This is a genomic window from Variovorax soli (assembly GCF_031454625.1).
Lineage (GTDB): Bacteria > Pseudomonadota > Gammaproteobacteria > Burkholderiales > Burkholderiaceae_C > Variovorax > Variovorax soli_A.
The window spans coordinates 196,827-219,660 of sequence record NZ_JAVDRF010000010.1; the positions used below are offsets into that span (position 1 = coordinate 196,827).

General features: G+C 66.8%; 22 protein-coding genes. 8 read left to right on the plus strand and 14 right to left on the minus strand.

Annotation, left to right across the window (positions count from 1 at the left end; genetic code table 11):
- Positions 1-97 precede the first annotated feature (97 nt).
- Genes J2739_RS21160 through J2739_RS21195 form a run of 8 tightly spaced genes read left to right on the plus strand, consistent with a single transcriptional unit; the run spans position 98 to position 9,291 of the window.
- Entirely contained in the window at positions 98-1,054 is a 957-nt protein-coding gene (locus J2739_RS21160) for a MurR/RpiR family transcriptional regulator (protein WP_309905250.1), read from the plus strand.
- Complete coding sequence (locus J2739_RS21165; RefSeq protein WP_309905252.1) at positions 1,051-2,019, plus strand: isoaspartyl peptidase/L-asparaginase family protein; 969 nt, start codon at positions 1,051-1,053, stop codon at positions 2,017-2,019. Before J2739_RS21160 ends, J2739_RS21165 begins: the two co-directional genes overlap by 4 nt.
- A complete protein-coding gene (locus tag J2739_RS21170) occupies positions 2,016-3,905 on the plus strand; it encodes a dipeptide ABC transporter ATP-binding protein (RefSeq protein ID WP_309905255.1) in 1,890 nt (629 codons plus the stop codon). The genes J2739_RS21165 and J2739_RS21170 overlap by 4 nt, the downstream gene beginning before the upstream one ends.
- 22 nt (positions 3,906-3,927) lie before the next feature.
- Positions 3,928-5,475, plus strand: coding sequence for a glutathione ABC transporter substrate-binding protein GsiB (gene gsiB / locus J2739_RS21175; RefSeq protein WP_309905256.1), 1,548 nt, complete (start codon positions 3,928-3,930; stop codon positions 5,473-5,475).
- Positions 5,476-5,530: 55 nt separating this feature from the next.
- Positions 5,531-6,451: a glutathione ABC transporter permease GsiC gene (gene gsiC, locus J2739_RS21180; protein ID WP_309905258.1), complete on the plus strand. Its 921-nt coding sequence runs from the start codon at positions 5,531-5,533 to the stop codon at positions 6,449-6,451.
- On the plus strand, positions 6,417-7,334 hold the full coding sequence (gene gsiD, locus J2739_RS21185) for a glutathione ABC transporter permease GsiD (protein WP_309905260.1): 918 nt from the start codon (positions 6,417-6,419) through the stop codon (positions 7,332-7,334). Before gsiC ends, gsiD begins: the two co-directional genes overlap by 35 nt.
- 59 nt (positions 7,335-7,393) lie before the next feature.
- Entirely contained in the window at positions 7,394-8,476 is a 1,083-nt protein-coding gene (locus J2739_RS21190) for a DmpA family aminopeptidase (RefSeq protein WP_309905262.1), read from the plus strand.
- A complete protein-coding gene (locus J2739_RS21195; RefSeq protein WP_309905264.1) occupies positions 8,473-9,291 on the plus strand; it encodes a M55 family metallopeptidase in 819 nt (272 codons plus the stop codon). The genes J2739_RS21190 and J2739_RS21195 overlap by 4 nt, the downstream gene beginning before the upstream one ends.
- A 21-nt stretch (positions 9,292-9,312) precedes the next feature.
- On the opposite strand, the gene J2739_RS21200 is transcribed toward J2739_RS21195, so the two are convergent.
- The 14 genes from J2739_RS21200 to J2739_RS21265 form a co-directional block, all read right to left on the minus strand.
- The gene (locus tag J2739_RS21200) at positions 9,313-9,786 is read right to left on the minus strand and encodes a type II secretion system protein (protein WP_309905266.1); all 474 of its coding nucleotides are present in this window, start codon (positions 9,784-9,786) and stop codon (positions 9,313-9,315) included.
- Positions 9,787-10,164 carry a type II secretion system protein gene (locus tag J2739_RS21205; protein WP_309905268.1) on the minus strand — a complete coding sequence of 126 codons (378 nt, stop codon included), beginning with the start codon at positions 10,162-10,164 and terminating at the stop codon, positions 9,787-9,789. It abuts the gene before it with no gap.
- A 1-nt stretch (position 10,165) separates the two neighbouring features.
- Entirely contained in the window at positions 10,166-10,639 is a 474-nt protein-coding gene (locus J2739_RS21210; RefSeq protein ID WP_309905270.1) for a prepilin-type N-terminal cleavage/methylation domain-containing protein, read from the minus strand.
- Positions 10,636-12,483, minus strand: a complete 1,848-nt coding sequence (locus tag J2739_RS21215; protein ID WP_309905273.1) for a tetratricopeptide repeat protein — start codon at positions 12,481-12,483, stop codon at positions 10,636-10,638. Before J2739_RS21215 ends, J2739_RS21210 begins: the two co-directional genes overlap by 4 nt.
- A complete protein-coding gene (locus J2739_RS21220; RefSeq protein WP_309905275.1) occupies positions 12,480-12,971 on the minus strand; it encodes a hypothetical protein in 492 nt (163 codons plus the stop codon). The genes J2739_RS21215 and J2739_RS21220 overlap by 4 nt, the downstream gene beginning before the upstream one ends.
- Positions 12,968-13,579: a GspMb/PilO family protein gene (locus J2739_RS21225; RefSeq protein WP_309905277.1), complete on the minus strand. Its 612-nt coding sequence runs from the start codon at positions 13,577-13,579 to the stop codon at positions 12,968-12,970. The genes J2739_RS21220 and J2739_RS21225 overlap by 4 nt, the downstream gene beginning before the upstream one ends.
- Entirely contained in the window at positions 13,564-14,040 is a 477-nt protein-coding gene (locus J2739_RS21230) for a PilN domain-containing protein (RefSeq protein ID WP_309905279.1), read from the minus strand. Before J2739_RS21230 ends, J2739_RS21225 begins: the two co-directional genes overlap by 16 nt.
- A 44-nt stretch (positions 14,041-14,084) precedes the next feature.
- Positions 14,085-14,813: a hypothetical protein gene (locus J2739_RS21235; RefSeq protein ID WP_309905281.1), complete on the minus strand. Its 729-nt coding sequence runs from the start codon at positions 14,811-14,813 to the stop codon at positions 14,085-14,087.
- Between the two features lie 31 nt (positions 14,814-14,844).
- Complete coding sequence (locus J2739_RS21240; protein WP_309905283.1) at positions 14,845-16,401, minus strand: GspE/PulE family protein; 1,557 nt, start codon at positions 16,399-16,401, stop codon at positions 14,845-14,847.
- Positions 16,398-17,597: a type II secretion system F family protein gene (locus J2739_RS21245; protein WP_309905285.1), complete on the minus strand. Its 1,200-nt coding sequence runs from the start codon at positions 17,595-17,597 to the stop codon at positions 16,398-16,400. Before J2739_RS21245 ends, J2739_RS21240 begins: the two co-directional genes overlap by 4 nt.
- 12 nt (positions 17,598-17,609) lie before the next feature.
- The gene (gspG, locus tag J2739_RS21250; RefSeq protein ID WP_309905288.1) at positions 17,610-18,041 is read right to left on the minus strand and encodes a type II secretion system major pseudopilin GspG; all 432 of its coding nucleotides are present in this window, start codon (positions 18,039-18,041) and stop codon (positions 17,610-17,612) included.
- Positions 18,042-18,071: 30 nt separating this feature from the next.
- The gene (locus J2739_RS21255; RefSeq protein ID WP_309905290.1) at positions 18,072-20,495 is read right to left on the minus strand and encodes a serine protease; all 2,424 of its coding nucleotides are present in this window, start codon (positions 20,493-20,495) and stop codon (positions 18,072-18,074) included.
- A 199-nt stretch (positions 20,496-20,694) separates the two neighbouring features.
- Entirely contained in the window at positions 20,695-21,207 is a 513-nt protein-coding gene (locus tag J2739_RS21260) for a hypothetical protein (protein WP_309905292.1), read from the minus strand.
- A 1-nt stretch (position 21,208) separates the two neighbouring features.
- Positions 21,209-22,834, minus strand: a 1,626-nt coding sequence (locus J2739_RS21265) for an RHS repeat-associated core domain-containing protein (RefSeq protein ID WP_309905294.1), incomplete at its 5' end; no start/stop codon positions are given.

Consider the following 22,834-nt stretch of genomic DNA (forward strand, 5'->3'; position numbering starts at 1 on the left):
GCTATTCGGATGGCAATGATTGAAAATTTTCTTTCTCTGCACCATTTTGTAATTTTCTTTACATCGCTCGCACCGGAGAGGAGCGAGTCCAGAACGCATGCCGGCCCTGACCGCAGTCGCCACCACCACCGTCCCGCAGCGCATCGCCCAGGCGCTGCCGCAGCTGACGCGCTCGCACCGGCAGGTCGCCGATTACGTGCTCGAACGCCCGCTGCAGGTCGCCACGCTGCCGATCGACGAACTGGCCGCCATCGTCGGCGTGTCAGTGGCCACCGCCAACCGCTTCGCCCGCGCGCTGGGCTTCGACGGCTACGCGAGCTTCCGCGCCGAGCTGGTGCGCGGCTTCGAGCCGCTGGTGGCCCCGGTGGAGCAGCTGCGCGGCAACCTGGCCCGTCCCTCGACCGTGGCCGAGGTGTTCGCGATGGCGCTGCAGGAAAGCCAGGGCAACATCGGGGCGACGCGCCAGGCACTGGACCCCGCCTCCTGCGAAGCCGCTGTGGCGCGCGTGCTCGGGGCCCGCACCGTCTTCATCGCCGGCTTCGGCGCCAGCGCCTGGCTGGCCGGGCTGCTGCACCATGGGCTGGATGCCTACTGCGGCGACGTGCGCTTGCTGTCGTCGGTCAGCGGCGTCACGCACGGCGCACGCGCACTGTCGCGCGGCGGACCGCAGGACCTGCTGGTGGCGCTGACCTTCCCGCGTTACCTGACCGACACCGTCGCCCTGACCGAGCTCGCGCGCGCCCAGCGAATCGGCGTCCTGGCGTTGACCGACCGGCCCAGCTCGCCGATCGCGCCGCTGGCCGACGTGGTTCTCTATGCGCAGACCGAAACCCGCTATCGTCCCAATTGCGAGACCAGCGTGCTCGCGCTCATCGAAGCCCTGACCAGCGCCGTGGCCCTGCGCGCCCCGCACGCCTACCAGGCCGCGAGCAAGGTGGTGCATGCCGTGATGCCGTGGCTGCACGGCGCGCAGGACCTGCGGGCCGCGAGCACGCCGAAGATCAAGCAAGGGCCGGCGCCGCGCGCACCGGCCGGAAAGAAGAAGACCCGATGAGAACGATGCCCGTCATTGCCATCCACGGCGGCGCCGGCACCATCAGCGCTGCGGCGCTGACTGCCGGCGCCGCCCAGCCCTACCACGAGGCGCTGCGCGACATCCTGCAGGCCGGCCAGGCGCTGCTGCTGAAGGGCGCCCGCGCGCTCGATGCCGTGTGCCTCGCGGTGGAGATGCTGGAAGACTGCCCGCTCTTCAACGCCGGCCATGGCGCGGTCTTCACGCAGGCCGAGACGCACGAGCTCGACGCCGCCGTGATGAACGGCGCCGACCTGCGCGCCGGCGCGGTGGCCGGCGTGAGCCACATCCGCCACCCGGTGCGTGCCGCCCGGGCGGTGATGGAAGAAGGCGCCCACGTGCTGCTGGCCGGCGCCGGCGCCGAGGCCTTCGCGCGCGAGCGCGGGCTGGAGATGGTGGAGCCCGCCTACTTCTCGACCGAGGCGCGGCGCTCGCAGCTGCACCGCGCGCAGGCTGCGGGGCGCGTGGTGCTCGACCATGACGGCGCGGCATCGTCGACGGGGGCGTCCGGCGCACCGCTGGACGAGGGCCGCAAGTTCGGCACCGTCGGCGCGGTGGCCCTGGACCACGAAGGCCATCTCGCGGCCGCCACCTCCACCGGCGGCATGACCAACAAGCGCGTCGGCCGCATCGGCGATTCGCCGCTGATCGGCGCCGGCACCTATGCCGACGACAAGCGCGCCGCCGTGTCCTGCACCGGCAGCGGCGAGATGTTCATCCGCACGGCCGCGGCCTACGATGTCTGCGCGCGCATGCGCTATGCGGGCCAGTCGCTGGCGCAGGCGGCGCAGGCCGTGGTGATGCAGTCGCTGCCGGCGATCGGCGGCAGCGGCGGGCTGATCGCGATCGATCGGCTGGGCAACGTCTGCATGCCCTTCAACACCGAAGGCATGTACCGCGGGCATGCACGCGGCACCGATGCGCCGAAGACGGCCATTCACCGATGAGCGCGGTTCTTCACACCTCTCCCGCCGGCGGCGCCGCGCTGCAGTTGCCCGAGCAGCGCGTGCTCGAGGTCGATGGCCTCACCGTGCGCTTCGCCACGTCCGAGCGCACCGTCGATGCGGTGCGCAAGCTCTCGCTGCACGTGGACCGCGGCGAAACGCTGGCCATCGTCGGCGAGTCGGGCTCGGGCAAGTCCGTCACCTCGCTGGCGCTGATGCGGCTGGTCGAGTACGGCGGCGGCCGCATCCTCGATGGCCGCATGGCTTTCAGGCGCCGCGATGGCCGCGTGCTCGATCTGGCGAAGGCCTCGGATGCCACCATGCGCGGCATCCGCGGCGCCGACATCGCGATGATCTTCCAGGAGCCGATGACGTCGCTCAACCCGGTGTTCACCGCCGGCGACCAGATCGCGGAGGCCATCGCCATCCACCAGGACAAGGACCGCGCGGCGGCGCGCGCCGAGGCGCTGCGCATGCTGGAGCTGGTGCGCATTCCCGAAGCGCGCAGCGTGCTGCAGCGCTACCCGCACCAGCTCTCGGGCGGCATGCGCCAGCGCGTGATGATCGCGATGGCGCTGTCCTGCCGGCCCTCGCTGCTGATCGCCGACGAGCCCACCACCGCGCTGGACGTCACCATCCAGGCCCAGATCCTGCAGCTCATCCGCGAGCTGCAGTCCGAGATGCACATGGGCGTGGTCTTCATCACCCACGACATGGGCGTGGTGGCCGAGGTGGCCGACCGCGTGCTCGTGATGTACCGCGGCGACAAGGCCGAGGCCGGCCCTTCGGAGCAGGTGTTCAAGGCCCCGCAGCACCCCTACACGCGCGCGCTCCTCTCGGCCGTGCCGCAACTGGGCGCCATGCGCGGAACCGAGCTGCCCGCGCGCTTCGAGCTGCTGCAGGTCGATGCGGCCGGCATCCGCACGAGCGACCGCAGCCCGCAGGACACGGTGCGCCGCGACACCCCGCCGATCCTGCGCGTGAAGGACCTGGTGACGCGCTTCGATCTCAAGAGCGGCCTGTTCGGCCGTGTCACGCGGCGGGTGCATGCGGTGGAAGGCATCAGCTTCGACCTGCATGCCGGCGAGACACTGGCGCTGGTGGGCGAGTCGGGCTGCGGCAAGTCCACCACCGGCCGCTCGCTGCTGCGCCTGGTCGACAGCCAGGGCGGCGAGATCGAGTTCAAGGGCCGCAACGTCCTGGCGCTGCCGCAGGGCCAGTTGCAGGCGCTGCGGCGCGACATCCAGTTCATCTTCCAGGACCCTTTCGCCTCGCTGGACCCGCGCCTCACGGTGGGCTTCTCGATCATGGAGCCCTTGCTGGTGCACCGCGTCGCCAGCGGCGCCCAGGCGCAGGAGCGGGTGCGGTGGCTGCTCGAAAAGGTGGGCCTGCCGGCCGACTACGCGCAGCGCTATCCGCACGAATTCTCCGGCGGCCAGCGCCAGCGCATCGCGATCGCCCGCGCACTGGCGCTCGACCCCAAGGTGGTGGTGGCCGACGAGTCGGTGTCGGCGCTCGACGTGTCGATCCAGGCCCAGATCGTCAACCTCATGCTCGACCTGCAGCGCGAGCTGGGCGTGGCCTTCCTGTTCATTTCGCACGACATGGCGGTGGTGGAGCGCATCAGCCACCGCGTGGCCGTGATGTACCTGGGCCAGATCGTCGAGATCGGCCCGCGGCGCGCCATCTTCGAGAACCCGCAGCATGCCTACACGCGCAAGCTGATGGCGGCGGTGCCGGTGGCCGATCCGGCGCGCCGCAATCGCGCCCGGCCGCTGCTGCACGGCGAGATCCCGAGTCCCGTTCATCCCGCGGGCTACGAGCCCGAGCTCAAGCCGCTCGTCGAGGTGGGCCCCGGCCACTTCGTCGCGCAACACCCAATCAACTGATCGACCAAGAAGGAGTTCCAGCATGGACAAGCAGCATCTCTCCCGCATCGCCGCCGCGCTCGCCGTCGCCGGCCTGGGTGGCTTCGCGCTCTCGGCGCACGCCGCCAAGGACATCGTCGTGGCCGTGCAGTCGGGCTTCACGACGACCGACCCCTACGACGCCAACGACACGCTCTCGCAGGCGGTGGCCAAGTCCTTCTACCAAGGGCTGTACGGCTTCGACAAGGACATGAAGATGGTGCCCGTGCTGGCCACGGGCCACACCGTCAGCAAGGACGGCCTGGTCTACACCGTCAAGCTGCGCACCGGCGTGCAGTTCCACGACGGCACGCCCTTCAACGCCGAGGCTGTGAAGGCGAACTTCGACCGCGTGACCAACCCGGACAACAAGCTCAAGCGCTACAACCTCTACAAGAACATCGCCAAGACCGAGGTGATCGATCCGACCACGGTGCGCTTCACGCTGGCCGAGCCGTTCTCGCCCTTCATCAACAACCTGGCGCATCCGTCGGCCGTGATCATCTCGCCGGCCGCGCTCGCCAAGTACGGCAGCAAGGGCATCGCGCAGAACCCGGTGGGCACCGGCCCCTTCAAGTTCGTGGAGTGGAAGGCCACGGACTACCTGAAGGTGGCCAAGTTCGACGGCTACTGGAAAAAGGGCTACCCGAAGATCGACACCATCACCTTCCGCCCGGTGGTCGACAACAACACGCGCGCTGCGATGATGCAGACCAACGAGGCGCACTTCGCCTTCCCGATGCCGCCCGAAGCGGCAGAGACCCTGAAGGGCAAGCCCAGCCTCGAGGTGACCAGCGCGCCCTCGATCATCCAGCGCTACATCTCGATGAACGTGCAGCAGAAGCCCTTCGACAACCCGAAGGTGCGGCAAGCCATCAACTACGCGATCAACAAGGAGGCGCTCGCCAAGGTGGCCTTCTCCGGCTACGCCATTCCCGCGGAGGGCGTGCTGCCCAAGGGCATCGACGGTGCGGTGAAGCTCGGCCCCTGGCCCTACGACCCGGCGAAGGCGCGCGCGCTGCTGAAGGAAGCCGGCTACCCGAACGGCTTCGAGAGCACGCTCTGGTCGGCCTACAACTACACCACGGCGCAAAAGGTGATCCAGTTCGTGCAGCAGCAGTTGGCGCAGGTCGGCGTCAAGGTGCAGGTGCAGGCCCTGGAGGCCGGCCAGCGCGTCGAGCGCGTCGAGAGCGCGCAGGACCCGGCGACTGCGCCGGTGCGCATGTACTACGTGGGCTGGTCTTCCTCCACCGGCGAAGCGGATTGGGCGATGCGTCCGCTGCTGGCGTCGGAGTCCTTCCCGCCGCGCCTCTTCAACACCGCGTACTACAAGAACGACGAGGTCGATGCCGACATCAAGAAGGCGCTGGTCACCACCGATGCTGCTGCCAAGGCCAAGATCTACGGCGACGCGCAGAAGCGCATCTGGGACGATGCGCCCTGGGCCTTCCTCGTGACCGAGCAGCTGCTGTCGGTGCGCGCGCGCAACCTGAGCGGCTTCTACGTCATCCCCGACGGCAGCTTCAACTTCGACGAAGTCGAGCTGAAATGACGCACTCTCGTTGTGAGCCGCGGGAAGATCGGTGGCGCACTGAAATGACACGTGCATGACACAGTACGTCCTCAAGCGCCTGCTGGGCCTGCTGCCGACACTGCTGATCGTGGCGGTGCTGGTGTTCCTGTTCGTCCACATGCTGCCCGGCGATCCGGCGCGCCTGGCGGCCGGGCCGGATGCCAGCCCCGAGACCGTGGCCCTGGTGCGCGCGGACCTCGGCCTGGACAAGCCGATGCCGCAGCAGTTCCTGAACTTCTTCACGAACATGCTGCAGGGCGACTTCGGCCATTCGCTGCGGTCCAAGCGGCCGGTATCCACCGAGATCGCCGAGCGCTTCATGCCCACGCTGCTGCTGACGATCACCAGCATGGCCTGGGCCGTGGTGTTCGGCATGGCCATCGGCATCACGTCTGCCGTGTTCCGCAACCAGTGGCCCGACCGGCTCGGCATGACGCTGGCCGTCTCGGGCATTTCCTTTCCGGCCTTCGCGCTCGGCATGCTGCTGATGCAGATCTTCTCGGTCCAGCTCGGCTGGCTGCCGACGGTCGGCGCCGATTCGTGGCGGCACTACCTCTTGCCCTCGCTGACGCTGGGCGCCGCGGTGGCGGCGGTGATGGCGCGCTTCACACGGGCGTCCTTCATCGAGGTGATCCAGGAAGACTTCGTGCGCACCGCACGCGCCAAGGGCGTGTCGGAGAAGTGGGTCGTCCTGAAGCACTGCCTGCGCAATGCGTTGATCCCGGTGGTCACCATGATGGGCCTGCAGTTCGGCTTCCTGCTCGGCGGCTCGATCGTGGTGGAGGCGGTGTTCAACTGGCCCGGCCTCGGGCGCCTGCTGGTCGACGCGGTCGACATGCGCGACTACCCGATCATCCAGACGCTGGTGCTGCTCTTCTCGCTCGAATTCATCCTGATCAATCTCGTGGTCGACGTGCTCTATGGCTATATCAACCCCACCATCCGCTACAAGTGAGGCGCCCGCCTTGGCCGTCGTCGCCCAAGGCCGGGTGCGCACGCCGTGGACGGAGTTCTGGCGCAAGTTCCGCATGCAGCACGTGGCGATGGGCGCCGCCGTCTTCGTGCTGCTGCTGGTGGCCGTGGCCATCCTCGCGCCCTGGCTCGCGCCGTACGACGCCGAGAACTTCTTCGACTACGACAAGATCAACACCGGCCCCTCGGCCGCGCACTGGTTCGGCGTCGACCCGCTCGGGCGCGACATCTTCAGCCGCATCCTGATGGGCGCGCGCATCTCGCTCGCGGCCGGCTTCTTCTCGGTCGTGATCGGCGCCATCGTCGGCACCGCCCTGGGCCTGCTGGCCGGCTACTACGGCGGCTGGTGGGACCGCATCGTGATGCGCATCTCGGACGTGCTGTTCGCCTTTCCCGGCATCCTGCTGGCGCTGGGGGTGGTGGCCATCCTCGGCAGCAGCATGACCAACGTGGTGGTGGCGGTCTCGGTGTTCAGCGTGCCGGCCTTCGCGCGGCTGGTGCGCGGCAACACGCTGGCGCTGAAGAACCTCACCTACATCGAGGCCACGCGCAGCATCGGCGCGAGCGACCTCACCATCCTGCTGCGGCACATCCTGCCGGGCACCATCTCCTCGATCGTCGTGTACTTCACGATGCGCCTGGGCACCTCCATCATCACGGCCGCCAGCCTCAGCTTCCTCGGCATGGGCGCACAGCCGCCGACGCCGGAATGGGGCGCGATGCTGAACGAGGCGCGCGCGGACATGGTCAATGCGCCGCACGTGGCGCTGTTTCCCTCGTTGGCGATCTTCTTCACGGTGCTGGCTTTCAACCTGCTGGGGGATGGGCTGCGCGATGCGCTGGACCCCAAGATCGATCGGCTTTGACATGGGTCGCGGACATCCGTACGCGAGGTCTTCTGCGTCCAGGTTGACCGGGTGAGCCGATGCCCTCCCCAGCCGTTCCACACATCGGCGCCCTGCCCTCGGGCGAGCGCGACGCCATCACCGACGTGGCCGGCGTCACGGTCGGGCATTGCACGCTCGACGAAGCGGAGGTTCAGACCGGGGTGACGGTGGTGCATCCGCACGCGGGCGATCCCTTCCTGCAGCGCGTGCCCGCGGGCGCGGCGGTGCTCAATGGCTTCGGCAAGAGCGTGGGGCTGGTGCAGGTCGAAGAGCTCGGCGTGCTCGAAACGCCGATTGCGCTGACCAACACCTTCTCGGTGCCGGCCGTGGCCGAGGCCCAGATCCGCGACTGCATCGCCATGAACCCCGAATGCGGGCGCGGCCTGCCCAGCGTCAATCCGCTGGTCTTCGAGTGCAACGACGGCTTCCTCAACGACATGCAGCGCATGGCCGTGCGCGGACACCACTACCGGCAGGCCTGCGCCGCGGCGAGCGGCGAGGTGGCGCAGGGCTCGGTCGGCGCGGGGCGCGGCATGTCCAGCTTCGCGCTCAAGGGCGGGATCGGCACGGCCTCGCGGCGCGTGCCGAGGCCGGGCGCGGGGCGGCACACGGTGGGCGCGCTGGTGCTGGCCAACTACGGCCTGCTGCCCCACCTGGTGATCGCGGGCCGCGCGGTCGGCCCTCGGCTGGAGGCCCAACTGGCCGGCGCGGCGCCGGCGGCCGAGCCCGAGAAGGGCTCGATCATCATGCTCATCGCCACCGACGCGCCGCTGGACGCGCGCCAGCTGCGCCGCCTGGCGCTGCGCGCAGGCGCCGGCCTGGCGCGCACCGGCTCGGTGTTCGGCCACGGCAGCGGCGACATCGCCCTCGCCTTTTCCACCGCCTACACGCTGCCCCTGCGAAGCGAGCAGCCGATGCCGGCGGTCGCCCTGCTGCACGACGCGCTGCTGGACGGCCTGTTCCGGGCCGCGGCCGACAGCGTGGAGCAAGCCATCCTGCATGCGCTGTGGCGCGCCGAGTCGATCACCGGGCGCCACGGCCACAGGCGCCCGGCGCTGAGCGAACTGCTGCGCGACTGGCCTTCCGACACCTTCGCCCACCCCCTCGATCCGCACCCATGAAAATCCTGATCTCCGTCGACATCGAAGGCGTGGCCGGCGTGTTCCATTCGCAGCAGGTGCGCGCCGGCAACCCCGAATACGAGCGCGCACGCCGGCTGATGACCGACGAGGCCAACGCCGCCATCGCGGGGGCCTTCGACGGCGGGGCCACCGAGGTGTGGGTGAACGATTCGCACGGCGACTTTCGCAACATGCCGCCGGACCTGCTCGATGCGCGCGCGCAGGTGATCCAGGGCAAGCCGCGCTACCTGAGCATGGTGGCCGGCGTGGAGCTCGGCGTGGACGGCGTGTGCATGGTCGGCTACCACTCGCGCGCCGGCGGCTCGGGCATCCTGGCCCACACCATCAACAGCTTCGCCTTCGCGGGCGTGGAGATCGGCGGCCAGGCGCTGGGCGAAGCCGGCCTCTACGGCGCGTTGGCCGGCGAGTACGGCGTGCCGGTGCTGATGGCGAGCGGCGACGACGTCTTCATCGCGGAGAACCGTGCGCTCTTCCCGCACGCCGTCTTCGTGCAGACCAAGCGCGCGACCGGGCAGACCAGCGGCGTTTCGCTGTCGCCGGCGCAATCCTGCGCGACCATCCGCGAAGGCGTGGCCGTGGCGCTGGCCGCGCAGGGAAGGGCCCGCCCGCTGCTGCTCGCCAAGCCGCTGGCCGTCACCCTGCGCACGCAGTCGCCCGCCCTTGCCGACCTGTTCTGCCAGTGGCCCGCCTTCGAGCGCAGCGCGCCGACCGAGCTTCGCTTCGCCGCGCCCTCGGTGGAAGCGGCGGTGCGCATGCTCAACTGCTGCTCGGCGATGTCGGCAATGCTGCGCTGATCCGCCGGCCGCGGCGATCGTTCATCGGTCGCTGCCGTCGTAGACGAAGCGCCAGTCGCCATAGCTTCGCGGCGCAGCCCCGTTCGCGATCACGCCATCGGGTCTGCGCAGGCGCAGCGGCGCCTTCGGTGATCGGCTTGCCACGCCCCAGATGCCGCCCTGCGGCGCCATCAAGGGTGTGAACGGCTGCGAGGTCATCGGATCGGGATCGAGCCGCCGGAGGTATCGCCGGACCACCAGGTGGCGCGAGTCCTTCAGCAGATCTTCCAGGCGGCTCGGGTACTTGCGCTGGCCGTCCGGCGCGCTGAGGTAGTAGCTCTTGATCGCTTCGCGGTAGCGCGACCCGACGTCAACCAGTTCGGCCTCGCGCTCCCTCTGCACGCGGGTCGCGTGGACCTCCATCGCCTTGCCGGCGCCGAGGGACAGCAGGAACACGAGCAGCAGCAGGGTGAGGTACCCGATGCCCCGCTGATGCCGGCGGCGCGCCACCGCCACCTACCAGGCCCTGAACGGCGTGCCGTCCGCGGCGTTTCCCGGGGCGCCGCTGTGGACGTCGTGGATCACCTTGCGGCCTCCTTCTTCGTCGCGCAGCAGCGGGACCCACGAGTCCCTTCGCTCGGTGACCGGGTCCAGGGGCATCGCGCGCAGGTAGCGCTGCGCGACGAGCTCGTCCAGGCGCTCCGGATAGCTGCCACGGTCGCTGTAGAACTGATCGAGCGCGAGCCGCATCGCGCCGAGGTTCTCCCGCAGGGCGGCCTCCTTGGCGCGATCGGCCTGCCGCAGGTAGCGCGGCACCGCGATCGTGAGGAGCGCCGACACGATGGCCATCACGACCAGCAGTTCGATCAGCGTGAATGCCCGGGCTCGTCGCATCTCACCACTCCTGGTACGGGCGGCCGTTAGAGCCAGGCCTGCCGCTCAGCGAGTAGACGTCGTACACGTCGTCGCCCTCCCTGGGACGATCGGCTTCGCTCGCATAGGCGCGCTTGCCCCAGGTGGCTTCCGGGGCCAGACCGGGGTCGGCATTCATGGGATCGCGCGGCACCCGGCGCAGGAAGAAGATCTTGCGGCGGCCCGGGTCCCGGAGATCGACCGCGCCCTCGACCAGCGCCGCCAGCGTGGGCGGATAGCCGGTGGTGGTGGCGGAGCGATGAATGCGTCCTTCGTCGCCCGCGCGCTTGTAGGCGTCGATGGCCGTGCGGATCTCGCGCAATGCGATGCGCAGTTCCTGTTCCTTCGCGCGCCGGACGGCCATCTCGGTCAGCGGCACGACGACGGACGCGAGGATGCCGACCAGCGTGACCGTCACCATCATCTCGACGAGGGTGAATCCGCGGCTGGGCTTCATGGGGCCGCCTCCGCCGCAAGAGAAGGCTCGGGCTTGCCGGCGTACTGGCCGCCGGGCGTCAGGCGCATCGGCCGGACCGAGGCATTGTCGACAGTGCCGGACGGAAATTCGAGCACATGCGCCGAGGGCGTCGGCATGGCGCGAACGATCCGGGGCGTGATGAGCAGCACGATCTCCGAACGGCCCTTGGTCTGGGTCTGGTTGGAGAACAGGCGGCCGACGGCGGGCACCTCCCCCAGTCCCGGAATGCCGGCCGAACTGTTGCTCTGCTCGTCCTTGATCAAGCCGGCCAGCACCTGCGTCTCTCCGTCGCGCAGGCGCAGCACCGTGTTGGCGTTGCGCGTCCCGATCTGGTAGGCCAGCAGGCCGGTGGTCGAGCGGATCTCCTTGACCACGCTGCTCACCTCGAGGTCGATGGCGATGGTGACTTCGTTGTCGACATGGATCTCGGGCGTGACTTCCAGCTTGAGCCCGACGTCGAGATAGCTGATCGATTCCGTCGAGGCGCTGGAGCTCTGGTTCACGGTGGTGGTGATGACGGGCACCTTGTCGCCGATCAGCACCTTGGCCTTCTGCCGGTTGCTGACGCGGATGCGCGGGTTGGCCAGCGTCTTGCTGTCCTCGCCCGTCTGCTTCAGGTTCAGCACCAGCAGCGGATCGGGAAGAAAGAGCTGGAAGCTGTTGCGGCCCAGGCCCCGCAATTCGTCCACGGTGAGCTGGCCCGGCACGCCGGCGCTTCCCAGCACCCCGGCCGCGAGCCGGGTCGGATACTGGATGCCGGCATTGAGCAGGCCGTTGGCGTTGATCTCCAGGATCTCCACCTCCAGCAGCACTTCGGGGTCGGCGACGTCGTAGGCGGCCACGAGCCGTTCCGTCGCGGCGATGACGTCGAGGTTGTCGCGAACGATCATCATCTTGAGCCGGTCGTCCACCACCATGGACTTCGGCGCAATGAGCGTCTTGACCAGGTCCTGCATCTTGCGCGGGTCGGCGTTCTTCAGGCGGAAGGTGCGGATCACCAGCTCCTCGTAGTGCCTGCGCTTGTCCTCCGTGTCGGCGTAGATCAGCAAGGTCGATTCGTTGAGCACCTTGCGCGCGAGCTGGTTCGTGCGCAGCACCAGGCCGAGCGCATCGGCGACCGAGGTGTTCCTGGCGAAGATGGTGGTCCTGATGTCGTTCTTGATGTCCTTGTCGAGGATGAAGTTGACGTTCGAGGTGCGGGAGAGGATTTCCAGCACGGTCTGGATTGCGACGTCGCGAAGCTCCAGCGTCACGGGCTTGCGCAGCGCCTCGGCCAGGACGGGCTCGGCCGCCAGGCCCCGATTCCTTTGCAGCTCGATGCCCTGCTGCAGGCGCTGCGCCTCGGCATGCCCGGGGTTCGCGGAGAGCACGGCCTGCAGCGCATCGAACGCGGCGTCGGTGTCGCCGTTCTTCAGTGCGGCGTTCGCCTGCGCGATGTGCTCGGCTTCGACCGTCGCACGCGCCAGCGTGGCCACGCCGGACAACGCGAGCTCGTTCTGCGGGTCGATCCGCAGCATGGCGCGGTAGGCGTCTTCGGCCTCCGCCGACTTGCCCTGCGACGCAAGCTGCCTGGCACTTGCCAGCAGGTCGCGCAGTGCCCCGTCGCGCACCTGCACGTACCGAAGGCGGTATTGCGCCGGGTCCTCCTTGGCCAGCGCGGCGAGCACGGCCAAGGCGGCGTCGGTGCGGCCTTCGGCGAGCAGCCGGTCCGCCTGCTGCGCCTGCCAGTACGTGGCGCAGCCGGAGAGCAGCATGACCGACAACAGGCAGGCAGCAGCGCTCCGGCCCGATGCGCGCAGGGCACTTCTTCTGATCGATTTCATTGCAAGGGGACGATTCGGGTCTCGTTCAAGGGGAGATAGCGCAGCTCGAGCTGGGCCGCATCGGCCTTCTCGACCTTCCATTGCGCATCGACCGGGTCGCCCACCTTCACCACGTAGGGGTCAGCCCCGAGCCCCAGGAAGACCTGCGTGCGGCCGTCCTGGTCGATGCGCCCGAGATAGGTGAAGGGCGGGTCCGGCGCAACGGGTTGGGGCGGCGGCAGGATGTCGGGCGGAGGTGCGGGCGGGGGCGGGGGCGGCGCCGGCGGAGGCGGCGCGGGCTCGAGGGCTGCGGGCAGTGCGCCCATCGCGCGAAGCCAGGGCTCCGCGGGACGTGTGTTCGCTTCGGACTGCGGCTTCGAGCGAATCATGCCCTCCACCGCCGAGGGCCAGGGGTCCACCGCCTCCGGCTTCAGCAAGGCCAGCGCGGTCAGCACCGCCGTGACCAGCGATCCCGCCTGCAGCCCCTTGCCAAGCCGGGCTCGCCTCATCGACGGTCCCCCGGCCGCGGGTCGCGGTAGTACAGGCTGGCGTCGAGCCTGATGCTCAGCCGGTCGGGCCGGTCGGGCGATCGCTCGGTGGAAATTCGATCGACCGCGAGATTGGGCATGGCGGTGAGCAGGTCGTGCAGCAACTTTCGGAACGACAGCGCGTCGGCTTGCAAGGTCAGTCGAAGCGACAGGCACGTTCCCTGCAAATGCTCGAATCGCTGGCTGCCGTATTCGACCCGCGACAGCTCGACGCCGGCCTGGCCGATCAGCGAATGCAAAGTCTGCAATTGCTCGCTCCACAAATTCTCGTCCGGCAGGAAGGCCAGGAACGGTCGCACCAGGTCCTCGCCCTCGCGCCCCGTGGGATCGGCCATGGCAAGGGGCAGCGGAAGACGGCTCGACAGGGCCGTGGATGCCTTCTGCAAGGCGCGGATCTCCTGGCGCAGCGGGCGGTTGACGACCCCGGCCAATCCGAGCCAGAAGCAGAGGGCCGCCAGCGCCAGCAGCATCGGCCCGTGCAGCGACGCCCGCGCACGGCCCGCAACCCATGCCGCGCGTCGGGTGGCGGCGGTGAAGCGACGCACCGGTGCCTTCACGATTGCCGCCATTCCAGCGAGAGCTGGAACAGCACGGGCTTGGCGGCGGGGGCGGAGGCTTCTGCCTGCCGCGCCTCCGACAGCGGCTGGACGGAACGCCACGACGCGTCGGACTGAAGGCGCTGCATCCATGCGACGAAGGCCTGGCCGTTGTCGGCCTCGCCGGTGATGTGCAGCCGGAATGCATCCGATTCGGGCTGGACGCGCGTCACCCGGACATCCTCGGTCGTCGTGGATTGCAGGGCATCGAGCATGGGCTCCCAGGGGCGGTGCAAGCTGGCGATCAAGCGATCCGCCTCACCCGCTGCCTCGGGCTGGATGGCTTCACCCGCCGCCGCGTGCACGCGGGTCGAAGGCCGCCGCAGGGCCTCGAGCTGCGCCACCGCAGCCGCGCGCTTCGCCAGCAGGGCGTGGCGCTGCCACAGGCCGTGGGCGCCGCCGAGCAGGCCCAGCGTCAGCAGCACCGCAGTCATGGGCGACCACGGCGAACGGTGTGCAAAGTCGAGACCCCTCGGCATCAGAACACTCCGCACAGGGCGAATGCATAGGCCATGTCGGCGGTGGCATCGAACCCCTGACCATCGTCCAATTTCAAACCGTGCGCCGGAAACGCCGCGCCGTCCGCAGGCATGCAGCAGGAGAAGCAGCGGCGCACGCCGGGCTCGCAGGGCGCGTCGAGCGCGGACGCATCGCTTGCTTCATCGAAAGGGCGCAACGCGACGTCCAGGGGTTGCCCACGTTCATGCCGAACCGCGAGCTGCCGGTCGCCGTCCACCAGGTGAACCACGCCGCGCTCCCGGGTCAAGACGGAGCCGAAGCGGGCCCAGACGACGGCCATGCCTGGGGCGATGCTCCGCAGCCGAAGCCGCGCCTCGCGGGCGTGTGCCGTAATGTCGGCGATGAGAGGACGGGCAACGAAGGCCGCGAGCTGCGGTTGGCCGTAGCGCGCCTTGGCGAAGCGCACCGCATGCGCCGACGCCTCCTCCCGGAAGCGCTGTTCGAACAGCGCGCAGGCCACGGCCTCGCGCAGCGAGAGGTCCGCGAGCGCGTGCGACCAGGGCAAGAGCAGGTAGCGCACGTCCGAAGGTCCCAGCACCCATTCGATGGACGCACCACGGCCAAGCGCGATCCACTCGCGCAGCGCCTGCAGCGCCGCCGCGCGCCCGCCCGCCGCGAACGGCAGGAGCGTCTTGCGCGCCAGCACGCGCCGGCGGCCATGGCCCCGGACTTCGCAGGCCGCCAGCATGCTTGCGCCCAGATGCACGCGAAACCGGGCTCTATTCCACAAAGGTGACACGATTGATTTCCTGCAAGGTGGTCTGCCCGCGCCGGACCGCATCGAGCGCAGCACGGCGCATCGACGCCATGCCGCGGCTGCGCGCGGCGGCTTTCAGCTGCGCGATCGGCGCCTGCTGAACGACGAGCTCGCGCAGCTCGTCGTCGAGCACCAGCAGCTCGGTCAATGCGCGGCGGCCGCGATAGCCGGTGCCGCGGCAGTGCCCGCAGCCCCTGCCCTGGCGCTGCCCGCCTTCGGCAAGCTCCGAGCGCCGGATGCCGGAGGCGCGCAGCAGCGCCTCGCCGGGCTCGACGTCCTCGGCACACTGCGGGCAATTCATGCGCACCAGCCGCTGCGCCACCACCCCGTTGAGCGCGGTGACGAAGCTGTAGGCATCGACGCCCATGTGCCTGAAGCGGCTGATGACGTCGAACACGTTGTTGGCATGGACCGTCGTGAACACGAGATGCCCCGTCAATGCAGCCTGCACGGCGATCTCTGCCGTTTCGCGATCGCGGATCTCGCCCACGAGGATGCGATCGGGGTCGTGGCGCAGGATCGAGCGCAGGCCCTTGGCGAAGCTGAGCCCCTTGCGCTCGTTGACCGGGATCTGCAGAACGCCGGGCAGCTGGTATTCCACCGGGTCCTCGATCGTGATGATCTTGTCCTCGCCCCGGTTGATCTCGCAGAGCGTCGCATAGAGCGTGGTGGTCTTTCCGGAGCCGGTCGGACCCGTCACCAGCAGCATGCCGTAGGGCTGGCTCGCCAGTTGCCGGATGGTCTGCTGCGTCGCGCCGTCGATGCCCAGCAGGTCGAGGCTGAGCTGCGAGAGCTCGGCCGTCAGCGACTGACGATCGAGAATGCGCAGCACCGCGTCCTCGCCGAAGAGCCCCGGCATGACCGATACCCGAAAGTCGATCTCGCGGCCGCCGATGTGCACCGCGAAGCGCCCATCCTGCGGAATCCGCTTCTCGCCGATGTCGAGCTCGGCCATCACCTTCAGACGCGAAATCGCCTGCTCCGTCAGCGCGAGGTCGGGCAGCTGGCGGGCGAGCGACAGCACGCCGTCGATGCGGTACTTGATGACCAGCCCTTGGGGCGTGTTCTCGAAATGGATGTCGCTGGCGCCGTTCTTGTGCGCGTCGTAGAGCGTGGAGTTGACCAGGCGGACGACCTGGCTTTCGTCCCGCGCGATGGACCGCGGGGAGATCTCTTCGCTGCCGGCCTGCACGGCCGCGCCCTGTTCCAGGCGCACCAGCTGATGGAGCGCCTGCTGATGCGCCTCGAGGCGCGAGAGCAGCGCCTTCAGGTCCGCCGGATGGGTGTGGACGATCGCGAAGCAGCCGGGAATCCGGTGGCTGGCCCAGGTGCACAGGCCTTCGTCGAGCGGCTCGCTGCTCACGAAGTAGCGGGTGCCATCGTTGTCCGCGAGCAGCACGCATTCGCGCTCCAGGCATTCGCCGAAGCTCAGCGACGCGAAATCGGGCGTGAGCGGCGCCAGCTCCGCGAAGCTCATCGCCTTCGGCTTCGCGCCATCGAACCATGCGTCCGCGCTCACTGCAGCGCCCCGGCCAGCTCGAAGATCGGCAAGTACAGAAGGATCACGATGCCGCCGATCGCCAGGCCGATCACCAGCATCAGTACCGGCTCGAAGAGCCGGGTGAAGCGGTCGATCCAGTGATTCATCTCCGTGTCGTGGAAGGCAGCGGCCTTCTCCAGCATCTCGGCCGTCTGGCCATTGCGCTCCCCGGCGCGCAACAGGCGCAAGGCGACCGGCGTGGTCAGCGCGCTGGCCTGCAGGCTGTCACTCAGGCTGCGGCCTTGCGAGACGTCGACGATGGCCGCGCCGGCGGCCGACTGCAAGGAAAGAGGCAGCAGGCCCTGCGCCATCCGCAAGGCCTTGGTCAGGGGAATGCCGCCGCCCAGCAACAGGCCGAGCGAACGGTAGAAACGCGAAAGCTGCAGCAGGCGCACCTTCGCGCCGAGCCATCGGTTGTCTTGCAGCACCCTGCCGAGCCAGGTGCGCACGGCCGGACGGGTCGCCAGCACGGCCATCGCCACCAGCCCCGTGCCGGCTGCGACCAGCAGACCCAGCCCGTGCTCGCTGGCGAAGGCACCCCAATGCATGAGCCACCGCGATGCAAGCGGCAGCTTGTCTTCCATGCCCTCGTAGACGCGGCTGAAGCGCGGCACCAGAAAGCACAGCAGGAAGGTCGCGACCGCGATGCCCACGACGCAGAGCATGGCCGGGTAGAGCGAAGCGCTGACGATCTTCTGGCGCACCGCCCCCAGCTGCGCGTGGTAGCGCAGGTAGCGCTCGAGGGCGGGCACCATTTCGCCGGTGTGCTCGCTGGCTGCGATCGAGGCGATGAACAGCTCGGGGAAGTGCGCGGGAAAGCGCCTCAACGCGACGGAGAAGGCCTGACCTTCCTGCATGCTGCGCACCAGTTCGCCGAGGACACCGCCGGCGCTTCCGTCCTGCGACCGGCGCTCTGCGAGTGTTTCCAGCGTTTCGATCAGCGACAGGCCGGCGCCGAGCAGCGCGACCAGTTCGTGGGCGAAGAGCGCGAGATCGAAGGCGCTGCGCGACATCATCGATCCAGGCCGCCATGCGAAAGCGCCGCCCGACACGCCGATCACGTGCAGACCGGCCTGCCCCGCGATCCGTTCGGCCTCCTCAGCGGTGCGTGCATCGATGCGATGCAGCTGCAGTTCACCCTGGGCGCTGAGGCCCCGAACCTTGAAGATCGTCATGGCGTGCTGCGCTCAGTGGGCGATGTCGGCGTTGTCGCCGCTGCCGCCGGGCGCCTTGTCCGGGCCGAACGAATACAGCTCGAAATCATCGGCTTGGCGGGCGCCGGGAAACTTGTACTGGTAGGGCGTACCCCAGGGGTCCAGCGGAACTTCCTTGCGCAGGTAGGGGCCGTGCCAACGGGATTCTCCGGGCGCTGCGCGCATCAGCGCGGCCAGGCCTTCCTGGCTGGAGGGGTAGCGGCCCACGTCGAGCCGGTACTGATCGAGCGCCTTGCCGAGCACATCGATCTGCGCCTTGGCGGTGGTGATCTCGGACTTGCTGACGTTGCCGAAGAGGCGCGGGCCGACGATGCCGGCGAGCAGGCCGATGATGACCAGCACGACCAGAAGCTCGAGCAGCGTGAAGGCCCTGTGCAGGTGGGAAGTCCGGGAGACAACTTTCACGATCGTCCTTGATCGATGCGGGCGCATGTCTCACCGGCTCCCTGCCTTTGGAGGCTCCCCGAGACTGGTGGAGCTTGCACCCTTGGGCTGGAATTCGTCTTTGTGAAGCCGAGCAGCCATCGCGGGATCGATGGCAGTCAGACGCTGGTACAGCCTTTCTGCGTCTTCACGTTGACCCGATCGAATGCGGGTCACAGCCAGATTGGCGAGGACAAGAGGCTCGTCCGCTTGCTCGACGTTCAACCGCTCGAAAATTTCGGAAGCTCGCGCCAGATCATTGGTGCGGATCAACGACACGCCCATGTTGATCAAGGCCCTCCGATTGTTCGGGGACAGCTTCAATGCCGTCGCCAACGCCTCCTTGGCCTGCGCAATCTGACCGACATCATTGAGGCGTATTCCCAACGCGATCCATTTTTCGGCATCCAGTGGGCTGATCTCGACAACCCTACGATAGGCATCGAGGGATTCGGCCACTTTTCCGGCGTTGGCCAGGCTTTCGCCCAAGGCATAAAGCGTGGTGACGTCGTCAGGAGCACGCTGAAGTGCACGCCTGTAGGCGGCCATGGCCTGTTCGTGCTCGCCCAAGGCACTGTGAATCCGACCGACCTCGTACCAGGCGCTGTCATCCTTGCGAGCGGCAGCTCCGGCTTGCCTGGCGATATCCAATGCCCTCTGGCGTTCACCCATGGCCGCATAGGCCTGACCGAGACCCCCCAGTGCCCGGCCAGATCCCGGCGCTTTCTGCAATGCACGATCGAACGCGCGTGCCGCGGCTTCGTACTTTCCTTGGACAAGATTCAAATGGCCCAGATTGAGCAGGGAAGACATGTCCGACGGATCCAAGTCCACCGCCTGCCGAAAACTTGTCTCGGCCTGGGTCCGTTGCCCGTTCGCCGCATAAGTGAGGCCCAAGGCGTTGAGCAATGACACCGATGAGGGGTCGCGCTTCAAGGCGTTCACGAAGGCTTCGACGGCCGCTTTGTAATCTCCGCGCTTGGCTGAAAGAGACCCGAGCGATTCCCATGCCTGACCATTCTCCGGTGCGAACGCGACCGCAGCACGATAGGCCTCCAGCGCACGAATGGGCTGCTTGTTGCGCTCATAGGCCACACCCAGGTTGTGCCAGGCGGCCATGCGACGCGGCTCGACCCGGATCACCCACTCATACATTCCCACGGCCTTCTCCAACTCGCCCGCTTCCGACCAAGCCAGGCCCAAGCCCTCCATCGCGTCCACGCAAGAAGGATCTGCTTTGAGAGCTTCCGAGTAAGCCTGAATGGCTTCGGGCCCTTTCAGGTGCAGCTTGCCCAATGACGCCAGCGCCAATGCCCTTTCTGGCCCGAGGCCACTCTGCGCCGCAGCGTTGAAAGATTCGATCGCACGATCCTTCTGTCCGCCCTTGACGTAAAGCAATCCCAGGTTGGTCCATGCCTTGCTGTAAGCGGGATCGACGCGCGTCGCGGTGGTGTAGGAATCGATTGCGAGTCTCGTGTTGCCAAGCAGACCGTAAGCGTTGCCCAGATTGCTCCATGCGGAGGCTAAACGAGGGTCAATTGCGACAGCGCGCTCGTAGGCTTCGGCTGCCTTCTCGGGCGCCTGATTGGCGATGTAAGCGTTGCCGAGGTTGTTCCATGCCCATGCGCTTTGAGGACGATCGTGCGTCCACCGAAGATGGTGTTGCAGCCGCTCTGCGGGGTCGTCGACATGGTCAAGGTATCTCGCCTGATTCGTCCATGGAATTTCTGATAGTCGTGGCGGAGGTTTGGGCAAACGATCTTGCACGTCGGTCAGCCACTCGATCGGTAATGCCATCGGCGTTGGCGACTTGCCGGCTTTCGCCATCACCACAAGGCCCAGCAACCGCCCTTGTGCATCAAAAACACCCGAACCGTCCGAGAGCGAAGACGATGGCCCGAGCCTCATGTACTGACCGCCTATCACGGTTGACCGGGCAGTGACGAGGAGATTGCTGGCCGACACAGCCATGCCTCGCCTTTCCAATGCCACCACGCGAGCGCCGTTCAGCACGGAATGCGTGCCGTCGGAAGTTTCCGCTGGGTCGGGAAGTGCATCGGCTGCCTGCAGCAGGCAAACGTTCCTGTCTTCATCTGCAGCCAGCAGAGAGGCCAGCGTCGTTCCTTCCTTGTAGCGCACAGAGTACGAATTCGCTCCGGCGAGACGGTGGCAGACCGTTGCGATCTGGCGAGGACCAATAATGACGCCCTGGGCGTTGGTGGCACCGCCCGCGGAGATCGCCACCTCGGCGTCGGAAGCTGCGCGAAATGCGGCACTCAACTCGGCGGCACTTGCGCTCACTGACGCTGCAGCCGCGAGAGCAATGACGAGAGAAGAAGGTATTTTCATGTTCTTTTCAATCCGAGCAATCGTCACAATCGCCACGAACAATCTGATCCGCGCCACGCCCGCTTTATTCATTTTCAATTCAATCAAGTCGCTCTCGCACGAGGAAGTGGCGGAAAACGCCGCACTCAATTCGGTTAAATTTTCGCTTACTGCGGCCGCCTCATCTCTGCTTTGCAAAGTGTCAGTCGAACATTGCAGCGCAACGCTTTTCTCAACCCTAAGTAAGGCAACAAACGTCTATTGCCCATGAATGACATGCACATTTGCCCGTGCGAAGTTTCGGGTTTTAGGCAGCAATCTCACAGAGCGAATTGACCTTTGAAATGTGATGTTTGATGGCAATCAGAAGTGCGAGATTCTTCGGAGTTGCTTCAGCCCCAAGTCCAAAAAAATAGACGTTCAATGTCTTGGTGTGCGGAAAATAAACTACATTGAATTGCAGATCATCAAGAGATTCTGAACTTTCATCATAAAGCGCCGCCGCTCGGACCAAATAATAATAAAGACCTTCTCTTTTGCGGTCGCCGAGGGAGGGGGCAAGTGTTTTAGCCATTGCTTGCGGAATTTCCAAAAAATCGCGGCTTTTCAAAAGTTGTTGCGTTGCAGCTTGGAGCTTTTTAGAAGCAATGTGGATATCGCCAGATTCAATCTTTACGTACGGCCCTTCACTTCCGACCGCAGTCGCACTGGAATTTAGTGCGCACCACATTTCTTTTTTCACCTCAGAAGAAGCAGATCTATCGGACCAACTGCATCCAAAAAGCAGGCCGCAAGACGCGATGAGCAACAATTTTTTCATTTCACTTTAAGGTTGATCTGAGAGACCCGGGTGAGCTCGGCAATTCTGTAGGGGCAGGGAAACTCCCATGCCCTGCATTGAATCTTATTGAGTTCAAGAAGATGATATTGCTCACATCATTAGCTTCAGGGTGCCCACTGGCCTCGGCCATTATGTTGCCTTCATATTGCGGAAGTGGTCTCGTTCGACCGCTCGATTCTGCATACATATCAGGCAATCCCATAGTGTGCCCCACCTCGTGACCGGCGGTCCACCTGCGGTAGTCATTCGTATTCGGATCAGAATTCAAGGGTGCAAGTCTTATATAACTTCCTCCCACGGCGTTAGCAAACGGCCGACCTGCAGCACCCACATCGGCAATTTCGATAACGTTGTACTGATCTCGAGGGGCACCCGGAGTTGGGACGGTGACATTCATCGTCGTGCTGTAGGCGCCGAATATTCCAGTCCACGCAGAAGCAATAGCTCGCGAATATGCTGCAATTGCCGACGGAGTTGCAGCCGCTCCAATGAAAGTAGCGGGATATGTAAACGTGACGTTGTTCCCGGAGGTCGCCACCTCTACGTATCTACCGCTTGGATCAACGCTGTTCGGCGTGTTGTTCCCCGCATAGGCATACAGGTTGACGTCGTCCTTGTACCCAATCGGATCGGTCTGCAGGAACCTGCCCAATGCGGGCGAGTAGAAGCGCGCCTTGTAGTAGTACAGCCCGAGCTCGCCGATGAGCTGCTGGCCGGTGTACCGGAACCTCGGGCCGTTCATCGTGTTCGGCTCGCCATAGGGCCCATAGCTGTAGATGCCGGTGGAGGCGCCCGTCGCATTGGCCGTGGCCACGATGCTGCCCAGGTGGTCCGTGTAGAACCAGTTCTTGGCCGTGGTGCCCGAACCCTCGTACCAGACGATGGGCTCGTCGGTCCCCGGTCCATGCACATACCGCCTCTGGATGGCGGAGTTCGCCGCGTCGTACTCGGCGATCAGGTTCGCCGCGTCGTACAGCAGGTTCGTCGTGGCCGTCCCAATCGCGGTTTGCCTGAGCCTTCCTTCGGCGTCGTAGGCCAGCGTTGCTGCCGTGCCCGCCTTGCTCGCGCTCTTCAGCCGGTTGTCCAGGTCATAGCTGTAGCTCCAGGTGCCGTCGCCCGTGAGGTTGCCGTTGGCGTCGTAGCTCTGGGCTGTGCCGGCCACGGCGGTGTACTGGTTCAGCCCATTGGCCGTGTAGCTCTTCGTACCCGGGCTCGCCCCGCTCCACTGGTACAGGTTGTTGGTCCAGGCGATGCTCTTGAGTTCTGCGAGCTGGTTGCGCGTGTAGCTGTACTGCGCCTCCTGCGACGGTGAGGCCAGGAAGTTCTTCAGGGTGGCCAGCGCCCCCTGGTTGTCGTAGGTCCGCTGGATGGTGGTGCCGTTGCCCAGCGTCACCGTGGTGCGCCGGCTCAGGTCGTCGTAGGCGTAGCTGGCCAGGTTGACGCTGCCGTTCTCCAGGATCGCGCTCGGGCGATTGGCCGCGTCGTAGCTCGTGGTCGTGTAGAAGGCGTCCGGCCAGGTGGTGCGGATGCGGTTGCCCGCGGCGTCGTAGCTGTGGCTCAAGGTCTTGCCGCCGGCCGTGGTGGCGCTCAGCCGAGCGGCGTTGTC